Here is a 22,918-nt window from a genome sequence, read left to right as displayed (position 1 = left end):
ATCGCGGGTTTTGCGACTTCCAGCAATTCCAAAGGAACCCCATGAGTCCCGTAGCTCCCTCGATGGCCGACCGTGACGGCAAGATATGGATGGACGGCCAGATGGTCGATTGGCGCGACGCCAAGATCCATGTGCTGACCCACACGCTGCACTACGGCTGCGGCGCCTTCGAAGGCGTGCGTGCCTACAAGACGGCCGACGGCACGGCGATCTTCCGCCTCGAGGAGCACACCGAGCGCCTGTTCAACAGCGCCAAGATCCTGCGCATGACCATTCCGTTCACCCGCGACGAGGTGAACGAGGCCCAGAAGGCCGTGGTGCGCGAGAACCAGCTCGAATCGTGCTACCTGCGCCCGCTGACCTGGATCGGCTCGCAGAAGCTGGGCGTGTCCCCCAAGGGCAACCAGATCCACCTGATGGTGGCGGCCTGGGCCTGGGGCGCCTACCTGGGCGAAGAGGGCATGAAGCGCGGCATCCGCGTCAAGACCAGCAGCTACACGCGCCACCACGTCAACATCACCATGACGCAGGCCAAGGCGGTGAGCAACTACACCAACTCGATCCTGGCCAACATGGAGGCCCTGGACGACGGCTACGACGAGGCCCTGCTGCTGGACGCCTCCGGCTTCGTGTCCGAGGGCGCGGGCGAGAACGTCTTCATCATCAAGAACGGCGTGGTGTACACGCCCGACCTGTCGGCCGGCGCGCTCAACGGCATCACGCGCAACACCATCGTCCACATCTGCAAGGACCTGGGCCTGGAGCTGGTGCAAAAGCGCATCACCCGCGACGAGGTGTACATCGCCGACGAGGCCTTCTTCACCGGCACCGCCGCCGAAGTGACGCCCATCCGCGAACTCGACCGCCTCGCCATCGGCAGCGGCTCGCGCGGCCCGATCACCGAAAAGATCCAGAGCGCCTTCTTCGACATCGTGAACGGCCGCAACCCCCAATACGCCCACTGGCTCACCAAGGTCTGAAGAACATGTCGCAAGCCATCGTCGAACTGGTCGCCAAAGACCTCAACCCCCAGGGCGGCGTCTTCTGCCCCAGCCCCAAGGCGGACATGAAGATCTGGAACACCCACCCCAAGGTGTACCTGGACGTCGCCCACACGGGCGAGGCCAAGTGCCCCTACTGCGGCACGGTGTACCGCCTGAAGGCGGGAGAACGCGTCCACTCCGGCCACTGATTGATGCCGGCTGAACGCGGCAGCGCGGCCCGCCCCACGCTCACGGTGGCGGTGCTGACGCTGAACGAGGGCCACCGCATCGAGGCCTGTCTGGCGAGCGCCTCGTTCGCCGACCAGATCGTGGTGGTGGACAGCGGCAGCACGGACGACACCGTGGCCGTGGCGCGGCGCCTGGGTGCCCAGGTGCATGTGTATCCCGACTGGCAGGGCTTTGCCGTGCAGCGCAACCGCCTGCTGGCGCATGCCACGGGCGACTACGTTTTCTTTCTCGACGCCGACGAGGTGATGGGCCCCGACTTCCGCGAGGAGCTGCAGGCCATCGTGCGCTCGGGCGAGCGCGCGGTGTGGAAGATCCGCTGGCGCATGGTGGCCTTCGGCCACGAGTTGCGCTACCTGCGCACCACCTCGACCGTGGAGCGCCTGTTCCGGCGCGACATGCTGCGCGAGTACATGGGCGTGGTCCACGAGGAGGCCGTGCTCACCGAGCCCGGCGTGCCGCGCCACGTGATGCGCGCGCGGCTGCTGCACCACTCGCGCGAGACCGTGCGCGGCAGCCTGGAAAAGCTCACGCAGTACGCCATGCTGGGCGCCGCCAAGCGCGCGGCGGCCGGCAAGCGCGGCGGCGTGGGGCGCGGGCTGGCCTCGGGCGCGAGCATGTTCGTGCGGCTGTACGTGCTGCGGCTCGGTTTCCTGTGCGGCGGTGCCGGTTTCCTTTACTGCCTGTTCGTGGCCCTGGAAGCGTTCTTCCGGTATGCCGCGCTGGAGTACGACAGCGACCGCCTGAGCGAGAGCGTGCGCCGGTGAAACCTTCGGATGTCTTCGCACGCCTGTCCGGCGTGGCGGCTTTCATGGTGCCCGGCCTGGCCCTGTGGCTGCGCTCGGGCTATTCGTGGGGCGCGGTGGTCCTGCTGCTGTGCAGCCTGGCCACGGCCGGCGTGTGGCTGCGCCGGCCCCCGGGCCGCGAGGCCTGGTGGCTGTTCGCCTCCATCGTCGCCATGGGCTTCGTGTGGGCCCTCGATTTCGACCCGGCCCAGGGCGGCTGGTCCAACCTGGACCGGCCGTCCAAGTACCTGCTGGCACTGCCCTGCCTTTTCTACCTGCTGGCCTACCCGCCGCGTGCGGTCTGGCTGTGGTGGGGCCTCGCCGTAGGGGCGTGCGGCGCGGGGCTCATCGGCATCTACCAGACCGGCGTGCTGCACCTGCTGCGCGCCAACGGCTACACCAATGCGATCCAGTTCGGCGGCCTGAGCCTGCTGCTGGGCCTGATGTGTTCGGCGGCCCTGCTCGTGCAGTGGGGCCGCTGGGCGCCCTGGCAGCGCGTGGGCTGGGTGGTGTGCATCCTGCTGGGCTTCGAGGGCTCGCTGCTGTCGGAGTCGCGCGGGGGCTGGCTCGTGCTGCCGCTGGCGCTGCCCGTCTGCGCGTGGCTGCAGGCCCGCTGCGGCCAGCGCCGGCTGGCGATGGTCGGGGCGGCGCTGATCCTGGCCGGCATGGCGGGCCTCATGGCGCTCAAGGCGCACGACGTGCGCTCCCGCGTGGACGAGGCGCGCCAGGAGATCACCCAGTACGAATCCAAGGGCGATGCGGCCAGCTCGGTCGGGCAGCGGCTCGCGCACTGGAAACTGGCCTGGTCCATGGGCCTGGACCGGCCGCTCACCGGCTGGGGCCGCTACGGCTACGAGGCCGAGAAGCAGCGGCGCGTGGCCGCGGGGCAGGCCCATCCGTTCGTGCTGCGGTTCAGCCATGCGCACAACGAGGTGCTGGACATCTTCGCCAAGCGCGGCCTGCCCGGCGTGGCGGTGCTGCTGATGTTCTATGCGGTGCCGCTCGCGCTTTTCTGGCCGACGCGCCGGCGCGTCTGCCGGACCACGGAGCACGGCACCATGGACCCCCAGGTGCTGTGCCTGCGCATGGTGGGTGTGCTGCTGCCCATCGCCTACATCGGCTTCGGGCTCACGCAGGTGTTCCTGGGCCACAACAGCGGCACCATGTTCTACCTGTTCATGTGCATGCTGGTGCTGGCCATCCTGCAGGGCCGCGAGCGCGATGCACTGCGGCGGCGGGCGGCGCCGGCCGCCGTGCCGCAGGGCCCGGGCCGGCCCGCCGCTGCCTCCTCCTGACCGCCAAGAAGGTTTCGCCATGCACGTGCTGCTCGTCAACAACTCCCCGATCCCGGTCTACGGCTATGGCGGCACCGAGCGCGTCATCTGGGACCTGGGCCAGATGCTGGTGCGCCTGGGCCACCGCGTGAGCTACCTGGTGCCCGAGGGCTCCACCTGCGACTTCGGCGCGGTGCTGCCCATCCGGCCCGATGCGCCGTGGGATTCGCAGATTCCCGCCGACGTGGACATCACGCACTTCCAGTTCAACCCCCGCACCGAGATCGGCACGCCCTACCTGGTCACCGAGCACGGCAATGCCCGAAAGCCCAAGCCGCTGCCGCGCAACACCGTGTTCCTCTCGCGCGACCATGCGGCGCGCTACGGCTCCACCGAGTTCGTCTACAACGGCCTGCAGTGGGAGAGCTACGGCGCCGTGGACTTCGCCCGGCCCCGCGACCACTACCACTTCCTGGGCAAGGCCGCGTGGCGCGTGAAGAACGTGAGCGGCGCCATCCGCGTGGCCCAACTGGCGGGGGTGGAGCTGGACGTGCTGGGCGGCGACCGCATCAATTTCCGCCGGGGATTCCGGTGGACGCTGTCGCGCCGCATCCATTTCTTCGGCATGGTGGGCGGCGCGCAGAAGACCGAGCGGCTCAACGCCTCGCGCGGGCTGATCTTTCCGGTGCGCTGGCACGAGCCCTTCGGCCTGGCCGTCATCGAGAGCCTGTACTTCGGCTGCCCCGTGTTCTCGACGCCCTACGGCGCGCTGCCGGAACTGGTGCCCGCCGAATGCGGCGTGCTGGCGGACAACGCCAGTGCCCTGGCCGAGGCGGTGCGCGCCAACCGCTTCGACCCCCGCGCCTGCCACGACCATGCCGTGCGCCACTTCGGCGCCGAGCGCATGGCGCGCGACTACCTGCGCATGTACGAGCGTGTGCTGGCGGGTGAGACGCTCAATGCCCAGGCGCCCGTGATCCAGGGCGAGGCCCGCTCGCTCGCCTGGCGCAACTGAGCCGGGGCGGGCGCGGCGCCGCGCTGCGCTCAGACCGCCGCGTGAACCGTGAACCCCATCGGCACCGGGCCGAAGTCCTGGATCACCTTCAGTCCCAGCGACCGGGCGGCCTTGGCGGTGGTGATGCAGCCGTCCGTGCGGCCGTGCCGGCATTCCACGGCGGCCTGCGCATTGCTGTTGACGAAGCACAGCTCCGTGCCGGGGGGCGCCAGCTGCTGCGGCGCGGGATGGGTCGAGATGGTGCGGGGCGCCTCGCCCGTGCGCGATGCCAGGATCATGTTGAAAGTGGGCATCACGAAGACATCCACCATCTGGAAGCGGTTCAGGTTGGAGAACACGAGCTTGTGCAGGTCGGGATACGCCACGCACCCCAGCACCGCGATGGCCGGGTCGTCATGGAGCGACTCGGCGGCGATCTCGAAGGTGGGGTGCAGGTGCACGGTGCCTTTGCGGCCGTTGCGCCGGAACCATTCGTGGGCTGCGGCTTCGCAGTTGGTGCCGGCCGGCCCGAGGGTGTGGATGACCCGGATGTCTTTGACTGCCATGGTGGAACGGGGTGGATCGGTGAGCAAAGTGGACCCCTCGGTCGGGTATTCCGTTGGGCGGAATGCAGGATAAGGGAAACCGCCTTCCGAAGCCACCCGGATCCCGGGGCCAAGCCGCAGAACGAACGAAACAGATGTGACCATGCGCAACAGCGGGCGCATTCGCGTATGGCGACCCCGGGGGTATGCCGACGCTCGCGTGGCGCGTGCCGCGCCTTCGCAGGGAGGTCAGGCGCTCGCCAACGGCAGGCTGAGCACGAAGCAGGCGCCGCTCTCGCCGTCCGGGCGGTCCTCGCAGCGCACCGTGCCGCCCGAGCGTTCCGCGATGGACCGCACCAGCGCGAGCCCCAGGCCCACGCCACCGGCGCGCTCGCTGGCGCCGGGCAGCCGGTAGAAAGGTTCGAAGATGCGTTCGCGCTGGGCCGGCGGCACGCCGGGGCCCTGGTCGCACACGCGCACTTCGGCGTGGGTGCCGGTGCGCTGCAGCCCCACCGTGATGTCGCCCTGGCTGTAGCGGCGGGCGTTTTCCAGCAGGTTGCGCAGGGCGCGGCGCAGCAGCTTGGCCACGCCGTTCACCTCCAGGCCGTCCGCGCTGGCGGCGCCGGCTTCCAGCTCGGCATCCACCCGCACGCACTCCTCGGCCGCCAGGCCCAGCAGGTCCACCAGTTCGATGGTGCCCATGTCCGCCTCGCGCGCGTCCAGGCGGCTGGCGAGCAGGATCTCGTCCACCAGCTGGTCCAACTCGGCGATGTTGCGCAGGATCTCGTCGCGAAACGCCGGGGACGGGGCCGAGCCCTGCATCAGCTCCAGCCCCATGCGGATGCGCGTGAGCGGCGAGCGCAGCTCGTGCGAGGCATTGGCCAGCAGCGACTTGTGGGATTTGACGAGCGTCTCGATGCGCGCGGCCGCGGCGTTGAACTGGCGCGCCAGATCGGCCACTTCGTCATGCCCGGTCTCGGCCACGCGCACGGACAGATCGCCTTCGCCGAAGCGCTGCACGCCGCGCTGCAAGGTCTCCAGCCGCTGCAGCAGCCGCCGGATGATGGGGAACACGCCCACGGCCACGGCCACGCCGACGAGGCCCAGCATCCAGAGGAAGCCGAACGGCGGGCGCGTCCAGAACGCCACCTCGCCGCGCCGGTCGGGGCCGGGCGGCTTCGGGCGCGGCGCCATCTGCAGCGAGAACACCTCGCCGCCCTCGGCCTCCACCCGGAACTCCAGCCCCTCGGCCGGCCCGTTCGGGATGCGCGTGGCCAGCCCGCGCAGCACCGGCTCGCCGCGCCCGTTGATCAGCACCATCTCGCGGGCGGGCGGGGTGGGGGGCGTCTGCGCGTTCTGGTCCGAGGCGATGCGCCAGGCCCATCCCACGGCCAGGGTGAGCACGGCCACGCCCACCACCACGGCCAGCCAGATGCGCAGATAGAGGCGCCGGGAAAACGGGTTGGACATGGGTCAGTCTTGCTGCTTGGCGAACACATAGCCCACGCCGCGCACCGTGAGGATGCGGCGGGGGTTCTTGGCGTCCTGCTCGATCGCGGCGCGGATGCGGCCCATGTGCACGTCGATGGAGCGGTCGAAGGCTTCCAGCTCGCGGCCGCGCACGGCCTCCATGATCTGGTCGCGCGTGAGCACGCGGCCCGCGCGTTCGGCCAGCGCCACCAGCAGGTCGAACTGGTAGGAGGTGAGCTCGGCCGGCTGGCCGCTCACGGTGACGGTGCGCGCATCGCGATCGATCTCCAGCGAGCCGAAGCGCAGCACCTGCGCGGCGGGCGTGCCGCCGTCGGTGCGCCGGCGCAGGATGGCGCGGATGCGGGCGAGCAGCTCGCGCGGCTCGAACGGCTTGGGCAGGTAGTCGTCGGCGCCCAGCTCCAGGCCGATGATGCGGTCCATCGGGTCGCCCTTGGCGGTCAGCATGAGCACCGGCACCTGCGCCGCCGGCCCCTGCAGCGAGCGGATGCGGCGGCACACTTCGAGCCCGTCCATGTCCGGCAGCATGAGGTCCAGGATCACCAGGTCGGGCAGGGGCCCCGCATCGCCCCCCTGCAGGCGCGCCATGCCGCTCTTGCCATCGGCCATGTGCGTCACTTCCAGGCCCGACTGGCCGAGGTATTCCCCCACCATCTGGGCGAGGCGGAAGTCGTCTTCGATCATCAACAGTTGAGAGCTCATGGCGGGTGTCCTTGGGGGAGGCTTCATCGTCGCGCCGGGGGGCGTCGTTGCGTTGAAGTCCCCGTAAAGTTAGGTAAACCAGGGGCATGCCCCCAGCCAGGGCCATTTTGCGGCCGCGCAGGCCGGGCCGGCGTGGTGTGCTCCATGTGCTACTGAATTGATAGCTTCGACGGCATGAAAATCAACGGCGTGGGGGCGTTTCGATCCTGGACGCCAGCGCCACCAGCACCAGCACCGGCAGTCCCAGCAGCGCCGTCCCCACGAAAAACTCGGTGTAGCCGAAGGCGTCCACGAAGCGCCCCGAAAAGCCCGCGATCCACTTGGGCGCCAGCAGCATCATGGAGCTGAACAGCGCGTACTGCGTGGCCGAATACTGCACGTTGGTGAGACTGGACAGGTAGGCGATGAACGCCGCCGACGCGATGCCCCCCGCCAGGTTGTCGGCCGACACCACGAAGACCAGCCCCGTCACGTCGTGCCCGCGCAGGCCCAGCCAGGCGAACAGCAGGTTGCTGCAGGCGCTGAGCACCGCGCCCAGCATCAGCACGCGCATCACGCCCAGGCGCATGGACAGCACGCCGCCCACGAAGGCACCGGCCAGCGTCATCAGTACGCCGAACACCTTGGTGACCGCGGCGACCTCGTCCTTGGTGTAGCCCATGTCCACGTAGAACGGGTTGGCCATGATGCCCATCACCACGTCGCTGATGCGGTACACGGCGATGAGCGCCAGGATCAGCGCCGCCTGCCAGCGGTAGCGCCCGATGAAGTCCGCGAACGGATCGACCAGCGCGCCGCGCAGCCACTCGGCCGGGTTGCGCGCGGGCGGCAGCGGGCGCGGCACGGGCTCGCGCGACAGCAGCACGGTCGTGGTGCCCACCAGCATCGAGGCGGCCATCGTGAGGTAGGCGGCCTGCCAGGCGCCGTGCTGGTAGCCGGCGAGGCTTGGCAGTTCGGCGCGCGCGGCCACCCACAGCACGCCCGCGCCGGCCCAGATCATCGCCAGGCGGTAGCCCGTCTGGTAGGTGGCGGCCAGCGCCGCCTGGCGGTCGGCGTCGGCCGATTCGATGCGGAAGGCGTCCAGCGCGATGTCCTGCGTGGCCGAGCCGAACGCCACGGCCAGCGCGCACCACACCAGTGGTTCGAGCGCCACGCGCGGGTCGTTGAACGCCATGCCCACGAGGCCCGCCATCACCATCGCCTGCGACACCACCAGCCAGCCGCGCCGGCGCCCCAGCCAGCGCGTGAGCAGCGGCAGCGGCATGCGGTCCACCAGTGGCGCCCACACCCACTTGAACGCGTAGGCCAGGCCCACCCAGCTCAGGTATCCGATGGTGGTGCGGTCCAGGCCCGCCTCGCGCAGCCAGAACGACAGCGTGCCCAGCACCAGCAGCAGCGGCAGCCCGGCGGAGAACCCCAGCGCCAGCATGCGCAGGCTGGCCGGTTCGAGGTAGACGAGCCAGGCCTCGCGCCAGCTGCGGCGGGGGGCGGTGGCGGGGGCGTGGTCTGGGGGCATCGGAAGGGGTGGGCGGGTCGGGCCGGGTAGGGGGGATCGCAGGGATTATCCGCACCCCTTCCCCGGGGCGCGTCGGCCGTGCGCGCGCCGTGCCGCTACGATGCGCGCCATGGGCCCCGCCGCCGTCCTCCATCCCACCTGCTCGGTGCGCTGCTACAGCGGCGAACACGCCGCGCATGCGCACGGCCACGCACAGGTGCTCTACGCGCTGCACGGGCGCATGGAGCTGGAGGTGGCGGGCCGCGCCGCCTTCGTGGACACCACCTGCGGCATGGTCATTCCGGCCGGCACGGCGCACGCGTTCCTGGCCCCGCCCGGCGCGCGGATGTTCGTGATCGACGCGCCCGACCAGCCCGGCGTCGCGCGCGTGCGGCGCTTCGCCATCGCGCCCGAGCACCGGGCCTTCGCCGCCAGCGACGATGCCGCGCTGCGGCTCGCCCAGATCCTGCAGGCCCCGCGCGTGCTCGCGCGCCGCGCCATCGCCCCGGAGCGGCTGGAGCGCGCCGTGCGCGCCGCCCTGCACGAGGACTGGCCCACGGTGCGCATGGCGGCCCTGTGTTTCCTGAGCCCGCAGCGCTTTCATGCCCGCTGGCTGGCGCTGACCGGCCGCACGCCCCAGGCGTGGCTGCGCGGCGAGCGCCTGGACATGGCCGCCCGCGAGCTGGCGAACGGCCTGCCGCTGGACACCGTGGCCCTGCGCACCGGCTACGCGAGCGCGAGCGCCCTGGCCTATGCGCTGCGCCGCGACCGGGGCACCGGTGCACGCGCCCTGCGCGCCTGAAACCGGTTGCTATTATTTTTATAGCTATATGCCCTAGTGATCATTGCACTGGAGGCCGATGGGGCCCATAGCCTGCTTCGCCGCACTTCGAGTGTCGCTCGACATTTGCTTTGGCCGTACGCGACACCATGGCGGGTATGACGACTTCCTCCCAATCCACCCGCGGCATCGCTCTGGTGCTGCTGGCCTCCACCCTTTGGGGCACCACCGGCACGGCGCAAAGCCTGGGCGCGGGTGGCCTGTCGCCCTTTTGGGTGGGGGCCGCGCAGCTGGCGGTGGCCAGCGCCTTCTTCTCGGTGCTGCTCATCGCTGCGCGCGGGCTGGCGCGCCACCGCGCGCAGCAGCACGGCCCGGCACCGGGCCCCACCCCCTCGGACCGCCTGCCCGCGCATTGGCTGGCGCTGGCGTCGGCCGGCGTGGCGGGCTACAGCATCTGCTTTTACGCCGGCGTGCAGCGCACCGGCGTGGGCGTGGGCACGGCGGTGGCCATCGGCAGCGGCCCCATCTGGGCGGGACTGATCCAGGCCGTGCTGCTGCGCGCGCCCCTGATCGGCCTGTGGTGGCTGGGCACCGCCGTCAGCGTGGCCGGCGGCGTGCTGATGGTGCTCAGCAAGGGCGCGGGGGCCGGGCCGTCCTGGCCGGGGCTGGCGCTGTGCCTGCTGGCCGGCCTGTCGTACGCCAGCTACGCGCTGGTGAACAAGCGGCTGGTGGCGCGGGCCTCCACCGGCTGGGTCAACTTCTGCGTGTTCACCGGCGCCGCGCTGCTGGCGCTGCCCATGGCATGGCTGCTGGCCGGCGTGCCGCAATGGAGCCTGCCGTCGCTGGCCGTGGTCGTCTATCTGGGCGTGGTGGTGTCCGGCCTGGCCTATGTGGCGTTTTCCAGCGGACTGCGCCACATCGCCGGGGCGACCAGCGTCACGCTGACGTTGGTCGAGCCGGTGGCCGCCTTCGTGCTGGCCGTGGCGATCGTCGGGGAGCGGCAGCCGCTCGCCGCCTGGAGCGGCCTGGGGCTGGTGCTGCTGGGCCTGCTGGTGGTGATCCGCGCGGAGCTGCGCCGGTAAGATCGCAGGGCGACCGGCGCCTCGCATTGGTGCGCTGAAAAAGGGCCCAGGGATGGCTTCCGGCTGACAGACCGGCCCCCGGCCTGCGGCTAGACTGCCGCCCATGTCGCACCTGCCCGCCCCCGATCCCCGCGCTCCGGCGCCTGCCGAGACCGATTCCGCCACGGCCTGTTGCCGGTTCTGCAGCCTGCGCGGCGGTGCCTGGAACGCCCGCCGCGGCTTCCTGCTGGCGGCTGGGGCCGCCGTCGCGGGGCCCGCGCTGGCGCAGGTGGACGTGGGGTCCGCCTCGGGCATGCGCAAGCTGGTGCCGGCCGAGACGATCGAGACCGCCGCCAACCAGCAGTACAGCGAAATGATGGGCAAGGCCAAGGCGCAGCGCGCGCTGGCTGGCCCTGACAATGCGCAGCTGCAGCGCCTGCGCGCCATCGCCCAGCGCCTGATCCCCTACACCGCCCAATGGAACGACCGGGCCCGCCAGTGGCAGTGGGAGGTCAACCTGATCGGCAGCAAGCAGATCAACGCCTTCTGCATGCCGGGTGGCAAGATCGCTTTCTACACCGGCATCCTGGACCAGCTCAAGCTCACCGACGACGAGGCCGCGATGATCATGGGCCACGAAATGGCCCACGCGCTGCGCGAACACGCCCGCGCCCGCCTGGCCAAGACCCAGGCCACCAGCGTGGGCCTGTCCCTCGGGGCGCAGCTGCTGGGCCTGGGCGACCTGGGCAACGCGGCGGCCAACCTGGGCACGCAGCTCATCACGTTGAAGTTCAGCCGCGGCGACGAGACCGAAGCCGACCTGGTGGGCCTGGAACTGGCCGCCCGCGCCGGCTACAACCCCGACGCCTCGGTGAGCCTGTGGCGCAAGATGGGCGAGGCCACCAGCGGCCAGGGCGGCATCGCGTTTCTCTCCACCCACCCCAGCGGGCCGGAGCGCATCCGCCAGCTGGAGCAGAACGTGCCGCGGGTGCAGGGGCTGTACCAGGCGGCGCGCCGGGGGTGAGCCGACCGGGATCGGCGTGGGGCGTGGATCAGGTCCCGCCCACGTAGGGGTTGCTCTTGCGCTCGCGCCCGAAGCTGCTCTCCGGCCCGTGCCCCGGGATGAAAACCGTGCCGTCGCCCATCGGCCACAGGCGCTGCGTGATGCTGTCGATGAGCTGCTGGTGATTGCCCTGGGGAAAGTCGGTGCGGCCGATGCTGCCGGCAAACAGCACGTCGCCCACGAAAGCCCGCTCGATCTGGGGCGCGTGGAACACCACGTGGCCCGGCGTGTGGCCGGGGCAGTGGCGCACCGACAGCGTCTCGTTGCCGATCTGCACCGTGTCGCCATCGTCCAGCCACCGCGTGGGCGTGAAGGCCTCCGCAGGCGGAAAGCCGAACATCGCGCTTTGCTGCGGCAGCCCGTCGATCCAGAACTGGTCCCCGGGATGCGGCCCGACGATGGGCAGCACCCGGGTGCGGGCCAGCTCGCCCGCTCCGCCCGCATGGTCGATGTGGGCGTGAGTGAGCCAGATCTGCTCCAGCTTCAGCTGCCGCCGCTCCGCCTGGGCGAGGATGGCCGGCAGGTCCCCACCGGGATCGATCACCGCGGCCAGAAGGGTTTCGTCGCACCACACCAACGAGCAGTTCTGCTGGAAAGCGGTGACGGGCAATGTGAAATATTGCAACATCGTGTAAGTTAGTATTCAGGCTTCACGGCGATGATTTCGGGTTCGCGCTTCAGCATTCATCGGAGGGCTGGCGCCATTGTCGTCAATGCGAAAGAGAGAGGGAGCGATGTTCAAGAAGCTGGTGGCTGCGGCCTTTGTTTTCGGTGCGGGCGTGGCCCATGCGTTCATCCCCCAGGCGGGGACGTGGGTGGTGACCTCCGAGGTCAACGGCAAGCCCGGCCGCGGCTTCGGCATCGACGTGCAAAACGGCACGCTGGTGATGCAGATGTATGCGTACGAGAACACCGGCAAGTCCACGTTCTACCTGGCCGTGGGCAATGTGGTGGACAACCAGGTCACGGCCGATCTCAAGTCCTATGAAGGCGGCCGTTTCCTGGGCAGCGAAGACCGCTCGGGCACTGAAAAGGGCAACGCGGGCGCGGTCAAAATCCGCTTCGTCGACGGCGTGAGCGGTTTCATCACCTTCCCCGGCGAGAGCGAAAAGGCCATCTCGCGCTTCAACTTCGGTTACGCGGCCGTACCGCAAAGCCTGAAAGGCAGCTGGCTGTTCACGACGTACTCGCCCACGCTGGGCTGGGGCGTTGAGACTCCCACGTTCACAGCCGTGGGCAATGCCACCAGCACCGGTAGCGGGCCGATCTCCGCGCCGTCCAGCAACCTGATGTGTGAACACCAGGTCAGCGGCGGTCTGGCGGGCTTCGTGTTTTGCGTCAAGTTCTTTTCCAACTCCAGCACCACGCAGCACACCTATCTCTTCAAGTACAGCGTGAACGAGGGCGAGGGCGACTGGTATCCCAACAACGGCAAGACCGGCTATGGCTTCTACGTCAAGCGCCTGGTGACCGATGACGGCCAAGTCGCAGGGCTGATCCGCAAGGACGAAGAGGCCTTCGTAGCGCCAGAGCAGGCCCAGGCCTTTGCGGCCGAACTGGCCGCAGCCGCTCACCGCTGATCCGGCCCATGCCCGCAACGGGAGACGGCCGCCCGGCAGGGCCGGTTCCCTGCAAGCGGGTGGATGCCCGCCGCACGCCGCGCGCTGCGCTTACAGCACCATGTCGTACCCGATCGTGATCGGCGCATGGTCCGAAAACTTCTCGGTCTTGTAGATGTGCTCGGTGCGCGCCAGGGCTGCGATGGCCGGCGTGGCCAGGTGGTAGTCAACGCGGCAAAAAACCTACGATCGCCAACCACATCACTGTCGCAATGCTTAGAACGGGATGGCTTGAAACTTGGCGCTTGGGGAATGTTGCCAGGGCACTCTGTATGCACCACCGCTGACGCGGTCGGAGTAGTCGACGATCTGAGGCCACCACCTCACGAATCGTTCAGTCTGCATCCAGAAGCCGTGCTTGGACCATTGGCCATCAAGAACGAAAACGGTGTGGCCAGCTCTGCGAATCGCTTCTCGCTCGGCGCCATGCTGTTTTTTGAATCGGTCGATAGAAACGATGTACCAAGGGCCATCTTGAGAAAGATCGCCAATCCACGTGACATCAGGCGCATTTCTCTCGAACCTATCTGTTAGGTGGATGACCGCTTCCACGCCCGGGGTGAGCTCCGACAGCTCCCTGATGCCATGGGCCAGATGCTGCGACAGGTTGTTGTCGAAGAAAAACTTCAAGCAGCCAGTCTTTCTTCAAAATCTACCGCCGCAGTCACCATATCTGGTGTGATATTGAAGACTCGCGCAACCATTGAGCGGTCTCGCCCCTCCGCCAAGAACGACGCGTGGATCGTGTCGGTTGGAATGCCCGCTTCGGTCAGTACCGGCGAGCCAAATTGCACCGCAGGATCTAGCACGATGGCCTTTCGCCTGCTGACGGGGAACCATCGCTGAGCACCTTCGTGGTCGTACTCAATACCGGCATACAAAGACGGCTTGATGATGTCCGAAAACACGTATTGCTTACGCAGCACGTCAATCAGGCGAGGCTCACCAGTTGCCTGCTCCATAGCTTGCAGAAAGATTCGTTTGCCATCGGTTAAGAAATTGCGGTTTGTTAGTGGGTAGTCCGCCCCGAAGTTGCGCGCCGCTGCGTCAACAGTTGCGCGAATGACTTTCAAGTCAACGCCATGGCGAACGAAGGCGGCGACCATACGAAGTTCAAGCAGATCTCGGAACCCAATGACCTCGTCGGGTAGCCCTTCATCTCGGAGCTGGGTTTGCCACAACGGCTCCGAACGCACATTCTCACCTTTGTACTTTCGCGAATATCCTTGAAGCCACCTGCGAATCGCGCGCGGCTCAGCCTCCACCAGTCTTGCAGCTCGGTGGAGTGGGTAGATGCCGGTGCCGATGATGTTCATGCGTCCTTGCTGTGCGAGTCAAACGAGTGTATGCCAATGCCCTCGAAGTGGCCGCGCCCCGATGTCCCGTTTTCTGACGCCAGCGGCCAGTCATTTCAGAGTTGGAAGTCGTACCCGATGGTCAGCGGCGCGTGGTCGCTGAACTTCACGTCCTTGTAGATCGCCGCCGTGCGGGCGTGCTGCGCCATGCCAGGTGTGGAGATCTGATAGTCCAGCCGCCATCCGACGTTGTTTGCATACGCTTGCCCCCGGTTGCTCCACCACGTGTAGGCGGTGTCCGTGGCGTCTGGTTGTAACTGACGGTAAACGTCTATCAGCCCGCCGCCTTCATCAGTTATGTGCAACAACTTTGTCATCCACTCGCGCTCCTGCGGAAGGAAGCCGCTGTTCTTCTGGTTGCTGCGCCAGTTCTTGAGGTCGATGGCCTGATGGGCGATGTTGATGTCGCCGCAGAGGATGAACTCGCGCTCGCCTTTGGTGCGCATGAGGTGGGGATGGAACTCGTCCAGGAAGCGGAACTTGGCCAGCTGGCGCTCTTCGCCCGAGGAGCCGCTCGGAAAGTACGCGCTGATGATCGACAGCTTGCGCGCGGGCGTGTCGAAGCGCGCTTCCACGTAGCGGCCCTCGGCATCGAACTCCTGCGAGCCGTAGCCGATGCGCACGTCGCTCGGCTCGTGGCGCGAGTAGATGCCCACGCCCGAGTAGCCCTTCTTGGCCGCGAAGTGAAAGTGCCCTTTCAGACCCGCCAGGTGCTCGAAGCGGCCCAGCATGTCGGCCGACTGCGCCTTGATCTCCTGCACGCAAATACAATCCGGCCGCGTTGCGGCGATCCATGCCTCCACCCCCTTGGATGCGGCGGAGCGGATGCCGTTGAGGTTGAGGCTCGTTAATTTGAAAAGGGGTGAATCCATGGTGACAGACAAGGCGCAATCGGTGGAACAGGACCGCCTGGCGCAGGACTTCGTGCAATTCGCCGTGGAAGCGGGGGTGCTGCGCTTCGGCGAATTCAAGACCAAGGCAGGCCGCTTGAGCCCGTATTTCTTCAACGCCGGGCTGTTCGATGACGGCGCCAAGATGGGCAGGCTGGCCGAATTCTATGCAAAAGCCCTGCTGGCGAGCGGCATCGAGTTCGACATGGTGTTCGGTCCCGCGTACAAAGGCATTCCGCTCGCGGCCACGGTGGCCGTCGAACTGGCACGGCACGGACGCAACGTGCCCTTTGCCTACAACCGCAAGGAAGCCAAGGACCACGGCGAAGGCGGCACGCTGGTGGGTGCCCCGCTGCGCGGCCGCGTGCTGATCGTGGACGATGTGATGTCCGCCGGCACGGCGGCGCGCGAGTCGATCGCGCTGATCCGCGCCGCGGGCGCCCAGCCCCATGCCATGGCCATCGCCCTCGACCGGCAGGAGAAAGCGACCGAGAACGGCCAGGACGTGGAGCACAGCGCCGTGCAGTACGTGCGCGACCATCTGGGCATGCAGGTATGCACCATCGCCAAGCTGGCAGATTTATTGCAGTATTTGGCCCAGAGTGGGGAGCCGGGTGTGCACACCCACCATGAACACGTGCTGGCATACCGCCAGCGCTACGGCGTGCAAGGGGGGTAGTTCGTTTGAGCAAGACGGCCTGGAGATTCGGCTGGTGGGTGATCGCCCTCTCGGGCCTGGCGGGCACGCCGGCCGGGGCGCAGCCGAGCGGCTCTCCGACCGCCGGCATCTACACCTGCGTGAATGCCCAGGGCCGTCGCCTCACGGCGGATCGGCCTATCGCCGAGTGCGTGGACCGGGAGCAGCGGGTGCTGGGCCCATCGGGCACAGAGCGCCAGCGCCTGGGCCCCACCCTCACCGACCAGGAGCGCGCCGCCCTGGAGGCCCAGCGCCGCAAGGAGGCCGAGGAGCGCGCCCGCATCGCCGACGAGCGCCGCCGCGAGCGCGTGCTGGTGGCCCGCTACCCCGACCAGGCCTCGCACGATGCCGAGCGCGCCGCGGCCATCCAGCAGGTCAACGAGGTCACGGCCGTCGCCGAAAAGCGCGTGGCCGACCTGCAGCGCCAGCGCAAGGCGCTCGATGCCGAAATGGAGTTCTACCGCCGCGATCCCAGCAAGGCGCCCATGCTCCTGCGCCGCCAGATCGCCGAGCAGGAAGACGCGCTGGCCGAGCAGCAGCGGTTCATCGCCGGGCAGGAGCAGGAAAAGCGCCGCGTGCACCAGCGGTTCGACGCCGAACTGGTGCAGCTCAAGAGCCTTTGGGCGGGGCAGCGCCCCGCCATGCCTTCACAGTAAAGGCACCCTTCCCCGGTGGCCGGGGCAGGGCGGCGTCAGGAAGACGCCGCCGCGAGCCGGGCGCGCAGCAGATCGTTCACCTGCTGCGGATTGGCCTTGCCCTTGCTGGCCTTCATGGCCTGGCCCACGAGCGCGTTGAAGGCCTTGTCCTTGCCCGCGCGGAACTGGGCCACGTTGTCGGGGTTGGCGGCGATCACATCGTCGATGATCTTTTCCAGCGCGCCGGAGTCGTTCATCTGCTTGAGGCCCTTGGCCTCGATGATCGCGTCCACGTCGCCCGCAGCCGCATCGCTCCACAGCGCATCGAACACCTGCCGGGCGGCGTTGTTGGAGATCGTGCCATCGGCGATGCGGGTGACCAGTTGCGCCAGTTGGGCGGCGCCCACGGGGGCCGCGGCGATGTCGCTCTCGCCGGCATTCACCCGCCGCGACACCTCGCCCATGATCCAGTTGCTGACCAGCTTGGGTTGCTGGCTGGCCTGCGCCGCCGCTTCGAAATACGAAGCCATCGCCTTCGACTGGGTCAGCGTGGTCGCGTCGTACTCGGGCAGGCCGTAGTCGGCCACGAAGCGCGCGGCCATGCTGCGGGGCAGCTCGGGCATCAGCGCGCGCTGCTCGTCCACCCATTGCTGCGAAATCTGCAGCGGCGGCAGGTCCGGATCGGGGAAGTAGCGGTAGTCGGCCGCGTCTTCCTTGGTGCGCATGGCGCGGGTCTCGCCCGTGCCGGGGTCGAACAGCACCGTGGCCTGCTGGATCGCGTGGCCGTCCTCGATCTGCTCGATCTGCCAGCGGATCTCGTAGTCGATCGCCTGCTGCATGAACTTGAAGCTGTTCAGGTTCTTGATCTCGCGGCGCGTGCCCAGCGGGGCGCCGGGCTTGCGCACCGAGACATTGGCGTCGCAGCGGAACGAGCCCTCCTGCATGTTGCCGTCGCAGATGCCGATCCACGTCACGATCTTGTGCAGCTCCTTGGCGTAGGCCACGGCCTCTTCGGACGAGCGCATGTCGGGCTCGGTCACGATCTCCAGCAGCGGCGTGCCGGCGCGGTTCAAATCGATGCCGCTCTGGCCGATGAAGTCCTCGTGCAGCGACTTGCCCGCGTCTTCTTCCAGGTGGGCGCGCACGAGCTTCACGGTCTTCTTCTCGTCGCCCAGGAAGAACGACACCTCGCCGCCCTGCACCACCGGGATCTCGAACTGGCTGATCTGGTAGCCCTTGGGCAGATCCGGATAGAAGTAGTTCTTGCGGGCGAAAACGCTCTCCGGCGCAATGGTGGAGCCCAGGGCCAGTCCTAATTTGATGGCGCAGGCCACGGCCTCGCGGTTCATCACGGGCAGGGTGCCCGGCAGGGCCAGGTCCACCGCGCAGGCCTGCGTGTTGGGCGCGGCGCCGAAGGCGGTGGGCGCGCGGCTGAAGATCTTGGATTTCGTCGCAAGCTGGGTGTGGGTTTCGAAGCCGATGACGACTTCGTAGCCGTGGATCAATGGGGCGGTCATGTTCAGAGGCCTCCCGGCGTGCGGAGGTGGAAATCGGTGGCTTGCTGCAGGCGGTGGGCGGCGTTGAGCAGCCGGGCTTCCTGGAAGTAGTTGCCGATCAGCTGCAGGCCCACGGGCATGCCGTCCTCGCCGAAGCCGGCGGGCACGCTCATGCCGGGCAGGCCGGCGAGCGAGGCGGGCAGCGTGAAGATGTCGGCCAGGTAGTCGGCCAGCGGGTCGTTGCCGTGCTCGCCGAGCTTCCACGCCACCGTGGGCGCCACCGGGCCGGCGATGAGGTCGCACGACTGGAAGGCATTCTGGAAGTCGTCGGCGATCATGCGGCGGATCTTCTGCGCCTGCAGGTAGTAGGCGTCATAGTAGCCGTGCGACAGCACGTAGGTGCCGATCATGATGCGGCGCTTGACCTCGTCGCCGAAGCCCTCGGCGCGCGTCTTCTTGTACATGTCCACCAGATCGGTGTAGTCGCTGGCGCGGTGGCCGAACTTCACGCCGTCGAACCGCGAGAGGTTGGACGAGGCCTCGGCCGGTGCGATCACGTAGTACACGGGAATGGACAGCTCGGTGCGCGGCAGGCTGATGGGCACCAGCTTGGCGCCGAGCTTCTCGTATTCCTGGAGCGCGGCGTCCACCGCGGCGCGCACGCCGGGAGCCAGGCCCTCGCCGAAGAACTCGGCCGGGATGCCGATGCGCAGCCCGTCGATGCCGTCGTTCAGCTGGCGGGTGAAGTCCTGCGCCGGCAGGTCGAGCGAGGTGGAGTCGCGGTCGAGGTCCGGGCCGCAGATGGCCGACAGCAGCAGGGCGCAGTCCTCGGCCGAGCGGGCCATGGGGCCGGCCTGGTCCAGGCTGGAGGCGAAGGCGATCATCCCGTAGCGCGAGGCGCGGCCATAGGTCGGCTTGATGCCCGTGATGCCGCAGAACGAGGCGGGCTGGCGGATCGAGCCGCCCGTGTCGGTGCCCGTGGCGGCAGGCGCCAGGCGCGCGGCGACCGCCACGGCGCTGCCGCCCGACGAGCCGCCCGGCACGCGGCTGGCGTCCCAGGGGTTGCGCACCGGCGCGGGCGCATCGAAGCCCACCGGGGCCACGGCGGAGTTCTCGTTGGCCGAGCCCATGGCGAACTCGTCGCAATTGAGCTTGCCCAGCGTGACGGCGCCGGCCTGGGCCAGTTGGCCGACCACGGTGGCGTCGAACGGCGACTGGTAGCCGGCCAGCATCTTCGAACCGGCCGTGCTGGGGAAGTCGCGCGTGACGAAGATGTCCTTGTGGGCGATGGGCACGCCGGCCAGCGGGCCCGCCGTGCCGGCCGCGATGGCCGCGTCCTGCGCACGGGCCTGCGCCAGGGTGGCTTCTTCGTTCACGGCGACGTAGGCGCCCAGATTCTGGTGGGCGGCGGCGCGCGCCAGGAAGTGCTGGGCGGCTTCGACGGCGGAGACGCGGCGCTCGCGCAGTTCGGTGGCCAGGGCGGCCACGCCCAGATCGTGCAATGCGGTGGTGGAGTGAGTGATCATCGGGGCGCCCTCATTCGATCACCTTGGGCACCAGGAACAGGCCGTTCTCCACGGCCGGCGCGCTGCGCTGGTTGGCTTCGCGCTGATCGGGTTCGCTGGCGATGTCCTCGCGCAGGCGCAGGGCCACGGCCTGGACGGCGGCGACCGGGTGCGCGAGGGGGGCGATGCCGGTAGTATCCACAGCCCGCATCTTCTCGACGATGCCGAAGAAACCGTTGATCTGCGTGAGCATGCGCTCACTGTCGTCCGAACTCAATTCGAGCCGCGCCAGATTGGCGATGCGACCGATGTCCTGGGGTGTCAGTGCCATAGGGGAAGGGGGGTGGGAAACCGGATGTAAAGCTGAAATCCGGGCCATGCCGGAGGGAGTTATTCACAGGGGATGCGGTATTATCCCGGCTTTGCCGCAATACCCTCCCAACTGCCGGTCATTGTGCGAAAAAATCCAATAAACACCCCCTAATATCACCCGGCGATGGCAGGCCGACGTGCATGCCGTGCCTGAGAGGATTTTTGAATGTTCGGAGCTTTCCGTCGGTACTTCTCCACCGACCTTGCGATTGACCTTGGCACCGCCAACACCCTGATTTTTGCCCGCGACAAGGGCATCGTGCTCGATGAACCCTCGGTCGTCGCCATCCGCCACGAAGGCGGCCCCCACGGAAAGAAAGTCATCCAGGCCGTCGGCCGCGAAGCCAAGGCCATGCTGGGCAAGGTGCCCGGCAACATCGAAGCCATCCGTCCGATGAAGGACGGGGTGATCGCGGATTTCGTGATCACCGAGCAGATGATCAAGCAGTTCATCAAGATGGTGCACCCCCGCACCCTGCTCACCCCCAGCCCCCGCATCATCATCTGCGTGCCCTGCGGCTCCACCCAGGTGGAGCGCCGCGCCATCAAGGATGCGGCCGAGGCCGCCGGTGCCACCGCGGTGTACCTGATCGAAGAGCCCATGGCCGCCGGCATCGGCGCCGGCCTGCCGGTCTCCGAAGCCTCCGGCTCCATGGTGGTCGACATCGGCGGCGGCACCACCGAGGTGGGCGTGATCTCGCTGGGCGGCATGGTCTACAAGGGCAGCGTCCGCGTGGGCGGCGACAAGTTCGACGAGGCCATCATCAGCTACATCCGCCGCAACTACGGCATGCTGATCGGCGAGCCCACGGCGGAGGCCATCAAGAAGAACATCGGCTCGGCCTTTCCCGGCTCCGAAGTGCGCGAGATGGAAGTCAAGGGCCGCAACCTCAGCGAAGGCGTGCCGCGCAGCTTCACCATCTCCAGCAACGAGGTGCTGGAGGCGCTCACCGACCCCCTCAACCAGATCGTCTCCGCCGTCAAGAACGCGCTGGAGCAAACGCCCCCCGAACTGGGTGCCGACATCGCCGAGCGCGGCATGATGCTCACCGGCGGCGGCGCCCTGCTGCGCGACCTGGACCGCCTGCTGGCCGAGGAAACCGGCCTGCCGGTGCTGGTCGCTGAAGACCCCCTGACCTGCGTGGTGCGCGGGTGCGGCATTGCGCTGGAGCGCATGGACCGCCAGGGCAGCATCTTCACGAGCGAGTGACACGCCCGGCCCTGGCGCGAAGCCGGGGCCCTGGAAAAAGACATGGATCAACCGCTGGCCGTCCTCCTTCCGCCCCTGCCGGGCGTGCAGGGCTGCGGGCGGGCCACCGCTGCCGCGCACTTGGCGCCGCCCCCGGCCGCTGCCTGGCCGGTTGTCGCCTGATCCCACGGCCTGCCTGCCCATGCCCCTCGGTACGCTCGAACGGTCCGCGCCGCCCTTCTTCAAGCAAGGGCCCTCGCCGCGCTCCCGACTTGCCCTCTACAGCGCCCTGGCGCTGTTTTTGATGGTGGCGGATGCCCGGTTCCAGGTGACCGATCCGCTGCGCAAGGCCGTGGCCGTGGCGCTCTACCCGCTGCAGTGGACCATGCTGCAGCCGGTGGAGTTCGCCGCCAAGGGGGCGGGCTACTTCCAGTCGCTGCAGGTGGCCCAGGCCGATGCCGACACGGCCCGCCGCAACATGGCGCAGATGTCCGAGCGCGCCAACCAGGCCGAGCAGCTCTTGCAGGAGAACGCACGGCTGCGCAAGCTGCTGGAGTTGCGCGAGCGCCTGACGACGCCGTCGCAGGCCGCGCAGGTGATCTACGACGCCGCCGATCCCTACACCCGCCGCGTGATGATCGACCAGGGCCAGGTGGCGGGCGTCGAACTCGGCTCGCCGGTGATGGACGAGTCCGGCATGCTGGGCCAGGTCACCCGCGTGCACCCGTTCCTGAGCGAGGTGACGCTGCTCATCGACCGCGACCAGGCCATTCCCGTGATGAACCTGCGCACCGGCGCGCGCAGCGTGGCCTATGGTGATCCGGTCATCGCCCACGGCGGCGGGATGGAGCTGCGCTTCATGCCCGGCAATGCCGACGTGCAGGAAAACGACCTCCTCACCACCAGCGGCGTGGACGGCCTGTATCCGCCGGGGCTGCCCGTGGCCCGTGTGGTGCGGGTGGAGCGGCGCGCCGACTCGGCCTTCGCCCGCATCTACTGCGCGCCGCTGGCGCAGGTGAACGGCGCGCGCCACGTGCTGGTGCTCAAGCCGCTCACGGCCGACCTGCCGCAGCGCCCCGCGCCTGCGCCCGCCGCGCCGGTGCGCAAGGGGCGCCGATGATCCGCGCTGCCCTGCGCCCCCGCGGGCCTGCCGTGGCCGCCGCATCCCGTCCCGGGAGGTCCGCATGATCATGCCCCGCGGGCAGCAACTGCTGCTGCCGGTCCGCCCCCTGTTCATCGTCGGCAGCCTGCTGGTGGCGCTGGCGTTCAACATGCTGCCGCTCGGGCGCGTGGTGTGGACGCCCGACCTCGTGATGGTGCTGCTCGTGTTCTGGGGCGTGCACCAGCCCCAGCGCGTGGGCATGGGCGTGGCCTTTGCCATGGGGCTGTGCATGGATGTGTACCAGACCGCGCTGCTCGGCCAGCATGCCCTGGCCTATTGCGCCCTGATGTACGGCGCCCTGTACATGCACCGCCGCCTGCTGTGGTTCAGCGTGCCGTCGCAGGCGCTGCAGGTGTTTCCGCTGTTCATCGCGGCCCATGCGATCGAGCTGCTGATCCGCATCGTGTCGGGCGGCATCCTGCCCGGCTTCGAAGGCCTGGTGGCGCCGTGCCTGGAGGCCTTGCTGTGGCCGCTCGCCAGCTGGATACTGCTGGCGCCGCAGCGCCGTCCGCCCGACCGCGACGAGAACCGCCCGCTGTGAGCGCGAATCGCCGCCAGCCCCCTGATCTGACCGTTTCTTT

General features: G+C 68.6%; 25 protein-coding genes and 1 pseudogene. 14 read left to right on the top strand and 12 right to left on the bottom strand.

The features are described 5' to 3' along the window. Positions 1-41: 41 nt before the first annotated feature. From AVME950_RS14145 to AVME950_RS14125, 5 genes are read left to right on the top strand one after another with little or no spacing between them, the layout of a single operon-like run. A complete protein-coding gene (locus tag AVME950_RS14145; RefSeq protein ID WP_272565924.1) occupies positions 42-980 on the top strand; it encodes a branched-chain amino acid transaminase in 939 nt (312 codons plus the stop codon). Positions 981-985: 5 nt separating this feature from the next. Further along, positions 986-1,192 carry a zinc-finger domain-containing protein gene (locus tag AVME950_RS14140; protein WP_272549760.1) on the top strand — a complete coding sequence of 69 codons (207 nt, stop codon included), beginning with the start codon at positions 986-988 and terminating at the stop codon, positions 1,190-1,192. Positions 1,193-1,195: 3 nt separating this feature from the next. Beyond that, on the top strand, positions 1,196-1,996 hold the full coding sequence (locus AVME950_RS14135) for a glycosyltransferase family 2 protein (protein ID WP_272565923.1): 801 nt from the start codon (positions 1,196-1,198) through the stop codon (positions 1,994-1,996). Continuing rightward, on the top strand, positions 1,993-3,309 hold the full coding sequence (locus AVME950_RS14130) for an O-antigen ligase family protein (RefSeq protein WP_284430299.1): 1,317 nt from the start codon (positions 1,993-1,995) through the stop codon (positions 3,307-3,309). The genes AVME950_RS14135 and AVME950_RS14130 overlap by 4 nt, the downstream gene beginning before the upstream one ends. A 19-nt stretch (positions 3,310-3,328) precedes the next feature. Then, the gene (locus AVME950_RS14125) at positions 3,329-4,303 is read left to right on the top strand and encodes a glycosyltransferase (protein WP_272565920.1); all 975 of its coding nucleotides are present in this window, start codon (positions 3,329-3,331) and stop codon (positions 4,301-4,303) included. Between the two features lie 29 nt (positions 4,304-4,332). On the opposite strand, the gene AVME950_RS14120 is transcribed toward AVME950_RS14125, so the two are convergent. The 4 genes from AVME950_RS14120 to AVME950_RS14105 all read right to left on the bottom strand — a co-directional run bounded on the left by AVME950_RS14120 (position 4,333) and on the right by AVME950_RS14105 (position 8,533). Next, entirely contained in the window at positions 4,333-4,848 is a 516-nt protein-coding gene (locus tag AVME950_RS14120; RefSeq protein WP_284405767.1) for a hypothetical protein, read from the bottom strand. Between the two features lie 228 nt (positions 4,849-5,076). Beyond that, positions 5,077-6,297: a HAMP domain-containing sensor histidine kinase gene (locus tag AVME950_RS14115; RefSeq protein ID WP_284430298.1), complete on the bottom strand. Its 1,221-nt coding sequence runs from the start codon at positions 6,295-6,297 to the stop codon at positions 5,077-5,079. A gap of 3 nt (positions 6,298-6,300) precedes the next feature. Then, on the bottom strand, positions 6,301-7,017 hold the full coding sequence (locus AVME950_RS14110) for a response regulator (RefSeq protein ID WP_284427522.1): 717 nt from the start codon (positions 7,015-7,017) through the stop codon (positions 6,301-6,303). A gap of 181 nt (positions 7,018-7,198) precedes the next feature. Further along, positions 7,199-8,533, bottom strand: a complete 1,335-nt coding sequence (locus AVME950_RS14105; protein ID WP_284430297.1) for an AmpG family muropeptide MFS transporter — start codon at positions 8,531-8,533, stop codon at positions 7,199-7,201. A gap of 109 nt (positions 8,534-8,642) precedes the next feature. On the opposite strand from AVME950_RS14105, the gene AVME950_RS14100 reads away from it, so the two are divergent. The 3 genes from AVME950_RS14100 (at position 8,643) to AVME950_RS14090 (ending at position 11,378) form a co-directional block, all read left to right on the top strand. Further along, a complete protein-coding gene (locus tag AVME950_RS14100) occupies positions 8,643-9,314 on the top strand; it encodes a helix-turn-helix domain-containing protein (RefSeq protein WP_284430296.1) in 672 nt (223 codons plus the stop codon). Between the two features lie 128 nt (positions 9,315-9,442). Further along, a complete protein-coding gene (locus AVME950_RS14095; RefSeq protein WP_502869410.1) occupies positions 9,443-10,375 on the top strand; it encodes a DMT family transporter in 933 nt (310 codons plus the stop codon). A 103-nt stretch (positions 10,376-10,478) separates the two neighbouring features. Beyond that, positions 10,479-11,378 (top strand): M48 family metallopeptidase, encoded by a 900-nt coding sequence (locus AVME950_RS14090; protein WP_284430294.1) that lies wholly within the window; start codon positions 10,479-10,481, stop codon positions 11,376-11,378. A gap of 28 nt (positions 11,379-11,406) precedes the next feature. Here the strand turns inward: AVME950_RS14090 and AVME950_RS14085 are convergent, their stop codons facing one another. After that, complete coding sequence (locus AVME950_RS14085; protein ID WP_284430293.1) at positions 11,407-12,045, bottom strand: MBL fold metallo-hydrolase; 639 nt, start codon at positions 12,043-12,045, stop codon at positions 11,407-11,409. 106 nt (positions 12,046-12,151) lie between these two features. Between AVME950_RS14085 and AVME950_RS14080 the strand changes: the two genes are divergently transcribed. Next, positions 12,152-12,997, top strand: a complete 846-nt coding sequence (locus tag AVME950_RS14080) for a hypothetical protein (protein ID WP_284430292.1) — start codon at positions 12,152-12,154, stop codon at positions 12,995-12,997. Between the two features lie 90 nt (positions 12,998-13,087). On the opposite strand, the pseudogene AVME950_RS14075 reads toward AVME950_RS14080, so the two are convergent. The 4 genes and pseudogenes from AVME950_RS14075 to AVME950_RS14060 all read right to left on the bottom strand — a co-directional run. Continuing rightward, positions 13,088-13,210: pseudogene (locus AVME950_RS14075) on the bottom strand (exodeoxyribonuclease III); the annotation flags it as partial. Between the two features lie 42 nt (positions 13,211-13,252). After that, complete coding sequence (locus AVME950_RS14070; RefSeq protein ID WP_284430291.1) at positions 13,253-13,666, bottom strand: PIN-like domain-containing protein; 414 nt, start codon at positions 13,664-13,666, stop codon at positions 13,253-13,255. After that, positions 13,663-14,352 (bottom strand): DUF433 domain-containing protein, encoded by a 690-nt coding sequence (locus AVME950_RS14065; RefSeq protein ID WP_284430290.1) that lies wholly within the window; start codon positions 14,350-14,352, stop codon positions 13,663-13,665. Before AVME950_RS14065 ends, AVME950_RS14070 begins: the two co-directional genes overlap by 4 nt. A gap of 95 nt (positions 14,353-14,447) precedes the next feature. Beyond that, on the bottom strand, positions 14,448-15,263 hold the full coding sequence (locus tag AVME950_RS14060) for an exodeoxyribonuclease III (RefSeq protein ID WP_284430289.1): 816 nt from the start codon (positions 15,261-15,263) through the stop codon (positions 14,448-14,450). On the opposite strand from AVME950_RS14060, the gene pyrE reads away from it, so the two are divergent. Both pyrE and AVME950_RS14050 read left to right on the top strand, forming a co-directional pair. After that, a complete protein-coding gene (pyrE, locus tag AVME950_RS14055) occupies positions 15,262-15,960 on the top strand; it encodes an orotate phosphoribosyltransferase (protein ID WP_284407823.1) in 699 nt (232 codons plus the stop codon). The genes AVME950_RS14060 and pyrE overlap by 2 nt on opposite strands. Positions 15,961-15,965: 5 nt before the next feature. Further along, the gene (locus AVME950_RS14050) at positions 15,966-16,634 is read left to right on the top strand and encodes a DUF4124 domain-containing protein (protein WP_372588235.1); all 669 of its coding nucleotides are present in this window, start codon (positions 15,966-15,968) and stop codon (positions 16,632-16,634) included. Positions 16,635-16,669: 35 nt separating this feature from the next. Here the strand turns inward: AVME950_RS14050 and gatB are convergent, their stop codons facing one another. From gatB to gatC, 3 genes are read right to left on the bottom strand one after another with little or no spacing between them, the layout of a single operon-like run. Next, on the bottom strand, positions 16,670-18,130 hold the full coding sequence (gene gatB, locus AVME950_RS14045) for an Asp-tRNA(Asn)/Glu-tRNA(Gln) amidotransferase subunit GatB (RefSeq protein ID WP_284430288.1): 1,461 nt from the start codon (positions 18,128-18,130) through the stop codon (positions 16,670-16,672). A gap of 2 nt (positions 18,131-18,132) precedes the next feature. Beyond that, the gene (gene gatA, locus AVME950_RS14040; RefSeq protein WP_284430287.1) at positions 18,133-19,635 is read right to left on the bottom strand and encodes an Asp-tRNA(Asn)/Glu-tRNA(Gln) amidotransferase subunit GatA; all 1,503 of its coding nucleotides are present in this window, start codon (positions 19,633-19,635) and stop codon (positions 18,133-18,135) included. Positions 19,636-19,645: 10 nt separating this feature from the next. Then, positions 19,646-19,945, bottom strand: coding sequence for an Asp-tRNA(Asn)/Glu-tRNA(Gln) amidotransferase subunit GatC (gene gatC, locus AVME950_RS14035; protein ID WP_284394626.1), 300 nt, complete (start codon positions 19,943-19,945; stop codon positions 19,646-19,648). A gap of 207 nt (positions 19,946-20,152) precedes the next feature. Here gatC and AVME950_RS14030 point away from each other — a divergent pair, with 207 nt between their 5' ends. The 3 genes from AVME950_RS14030 to mreD all read left to right on the top strand — a co-directional run bounded on the left by AVME950_RS14030 (position 20,153) and on the right by mreD (position 22,878). Then, positions 20,153-21,196, top strand: a complete 1,044-nt coding sequence (locus AVME950_RS14030; RefSeq protein ID WP_092745880.1) for a rod shape-determining protein — start codon at positions 20,153-20,155, stop codon at positions 21,194-21,196. A 181-nt stretch (positions 21,197-21,377) separates the two neighbouring features. Continuing rightward, the gene (gene mreC, locus AVME950_RS14025; protein ID WP_272565891.1) at positions 21,378-22,295 is read left to right on the top strand and encodes a rod shape-determining protein MreC; all 918 of its coding nucleotides are present in this window, start codon (positions 21,378-21,380) and stop codon (positions 22,293-22,295) included. A gap of 64 nt (positions 22,296-22,359) precedes the next feature. After that, entirely contained in the window at positions 22,360-22,878 is a 519-nt protein-coding gene (mreD, locus tag AVME950_RS14020; RefSeq protein WP_272565890.1) for a rod shape-determining protein MreD, read from the top strand. Positions 22,879-22,918: the final 40 nt, after the last annotated feature.

The organism is Acidovorax sp. SUPP950, assembly GCF_030158935.1.
GTDB lineage: Bacteria > Pseudomonadota > Gammaproteobacteria > Burkholderiales > Burkholderiaceae_C > Paracidovorax.
This window is presented reverse-complemented; position numbering and strand designations above follow the sequence as displayed.

Bases quoted from the DNA above. Each gene is read 5' to 3' on its own strand.
- AVME950_RS14105 (WP_284430297.1), bottom strand. From the start codon at position 8,533: ATGCCCCCAGACCACGCCCCCGCCACCGCCCCCCGCCGCAGCTGGCGC.
- gatC (WP_284394626.1), bottom strand. From the start codon at position 19,945: ATGGCACTGACACCCCAGGACATCGGTCGCATCGCCAATCTGGCGCGG.
- AVME950_RS14120 (WP_284405767.1), bottom strand. From the start codon at position 4,848: ATGGCAGTCAAAGACATCCGGGTCATCCACACCCTCGGGCCGGCCGGC.
- AVME950_RS14115 (WP_284430298.1), bottom strand. From the start codon at position 6,297: ATGTCCAACCCGTTTTCCCGGCGCCTCTATCTGCGCATCTGGCTGGCC.
- AVME950_RS14140 (WP_272549760.1), top strand. From the start codon at position 986: ATGTCGCAAGCCATCGTCGAACTGGTCGCCAAAGACCTCAACCCCCAG.
- AVME950_RS14135 (WP_272565923.1), top strand. From the start codon at position 1,196: ATGCCGGCTGAACGCGGCAGCGCGGCCCGCCCCACGCTCACGGTGGCG.
- mreD (WP_272565890.1), top strand. From the start codon at position 22,360: ATGATCATGCCCCGCGGGCAGCAACTGCTGCTGCCGGTCCGCCCCCTG.
- gatA (WP_284430287.1), bottom strand. From the start codon at position 19,635: ATGATCACTCACTCCACCACCGCATTGCACGATCTGGGCGTGGCCGCC.
- AVME950_RS14090 (WP_284430294.1), top strand. From the start codon at position 10,479: ATGTCGCACCTGCCCGCCCCCGATCCCCGCGCTCCGGCGCCTGCCGAG.
- pyrE (WP_284407823.1), top strand. From the start codon at position 15,262: ATGGTGACAGACAAGGCGCAATCGGTGGAACAGGACCGCCTGGCGCAG.
- AVME950_RS14085 (WP_284430293.1), bottom strand. From the start codon at position 12,045: ATGTTGCAATATTTCACATTGCCCGTCACCGCTTTCCAGCAGAACTGC.
- AVME950_RS14095 (WP_502869410.1), top strand. From the start codon at position 9,443: ATGGCGGGTATGACGACTTCCTCCCAATCCACCCGCGGCATCGCTCTG.
- AVME950_RS14060 (WP_284430289.1), bottom strand. From the start codon at position 15,263: ATGGATTCACCCCTTTTCAAATTAACGAGCCTCAACCTCAACGGCATC.
- AVME950_RS14125 (WP_272565920.1), top strand. From the start codon at position 3,329: ATGCACGTGCTGCTCGTCAACAACTCCCCGATCCCGGTCTACGGCTAT.
- AVME950_RS14080 (WP_284430292.1), top strand. From the start codon at position 12,152: ATGTTCAAGAAGCTGGTGGCTGCGGCCTTTGTTTTCGGTGCGGGCGTG.
- AVME950_RS14110 (WP_284427522.1), bottom strand. From the start codon at position 7,017: ATGAGCTCTCAACTGTTGATGATCGAAGACGACTTCCGCCTCGCCCAG.
- gatB (WP_284430288.1), bottom strand. From the start codon at position 18,130: ATGACCGCCCCATTGATCCACGGCTACGAAGTCGTCATCGGCTTCGAA.
- AVME950_RS14030 (WP_092745880.1), top strand. From the start codon at position 20,153: ATGTTCGGAGCTTTCCGTCGGTACTTCTCCACCGACCTTGCGATTGAC.
- AVME950_RS14100 (WP_284430296.1), top strand. From the start codon at position 8,643: ATGGGCCCCGCCGCCGTCCTCCATCCCACCTGCTCGGTGCGCTGCTAC.
- AVME950_RS14145 (WP_272565924.1), top strand. From the start codon at position 42: ATGAGTCCCGTAGCTCCCTCGATGGCCGACCGTGACGGCAAGATATGG.
- AVME950_RS14065 (WP_284430290.1), bottom strand. From the start codon at position 14,352: ATGAACATCATCGGCACCGGCATCTACCCACTCCACCGAGCTGCAAGA.
- mreC (WP_272565891.1), top strand. From the start codon at position 21,378: ATGCCCCTCGGTACGCTCGAACGGTCCGCGCCGCCCTTCTTCAAGCAA.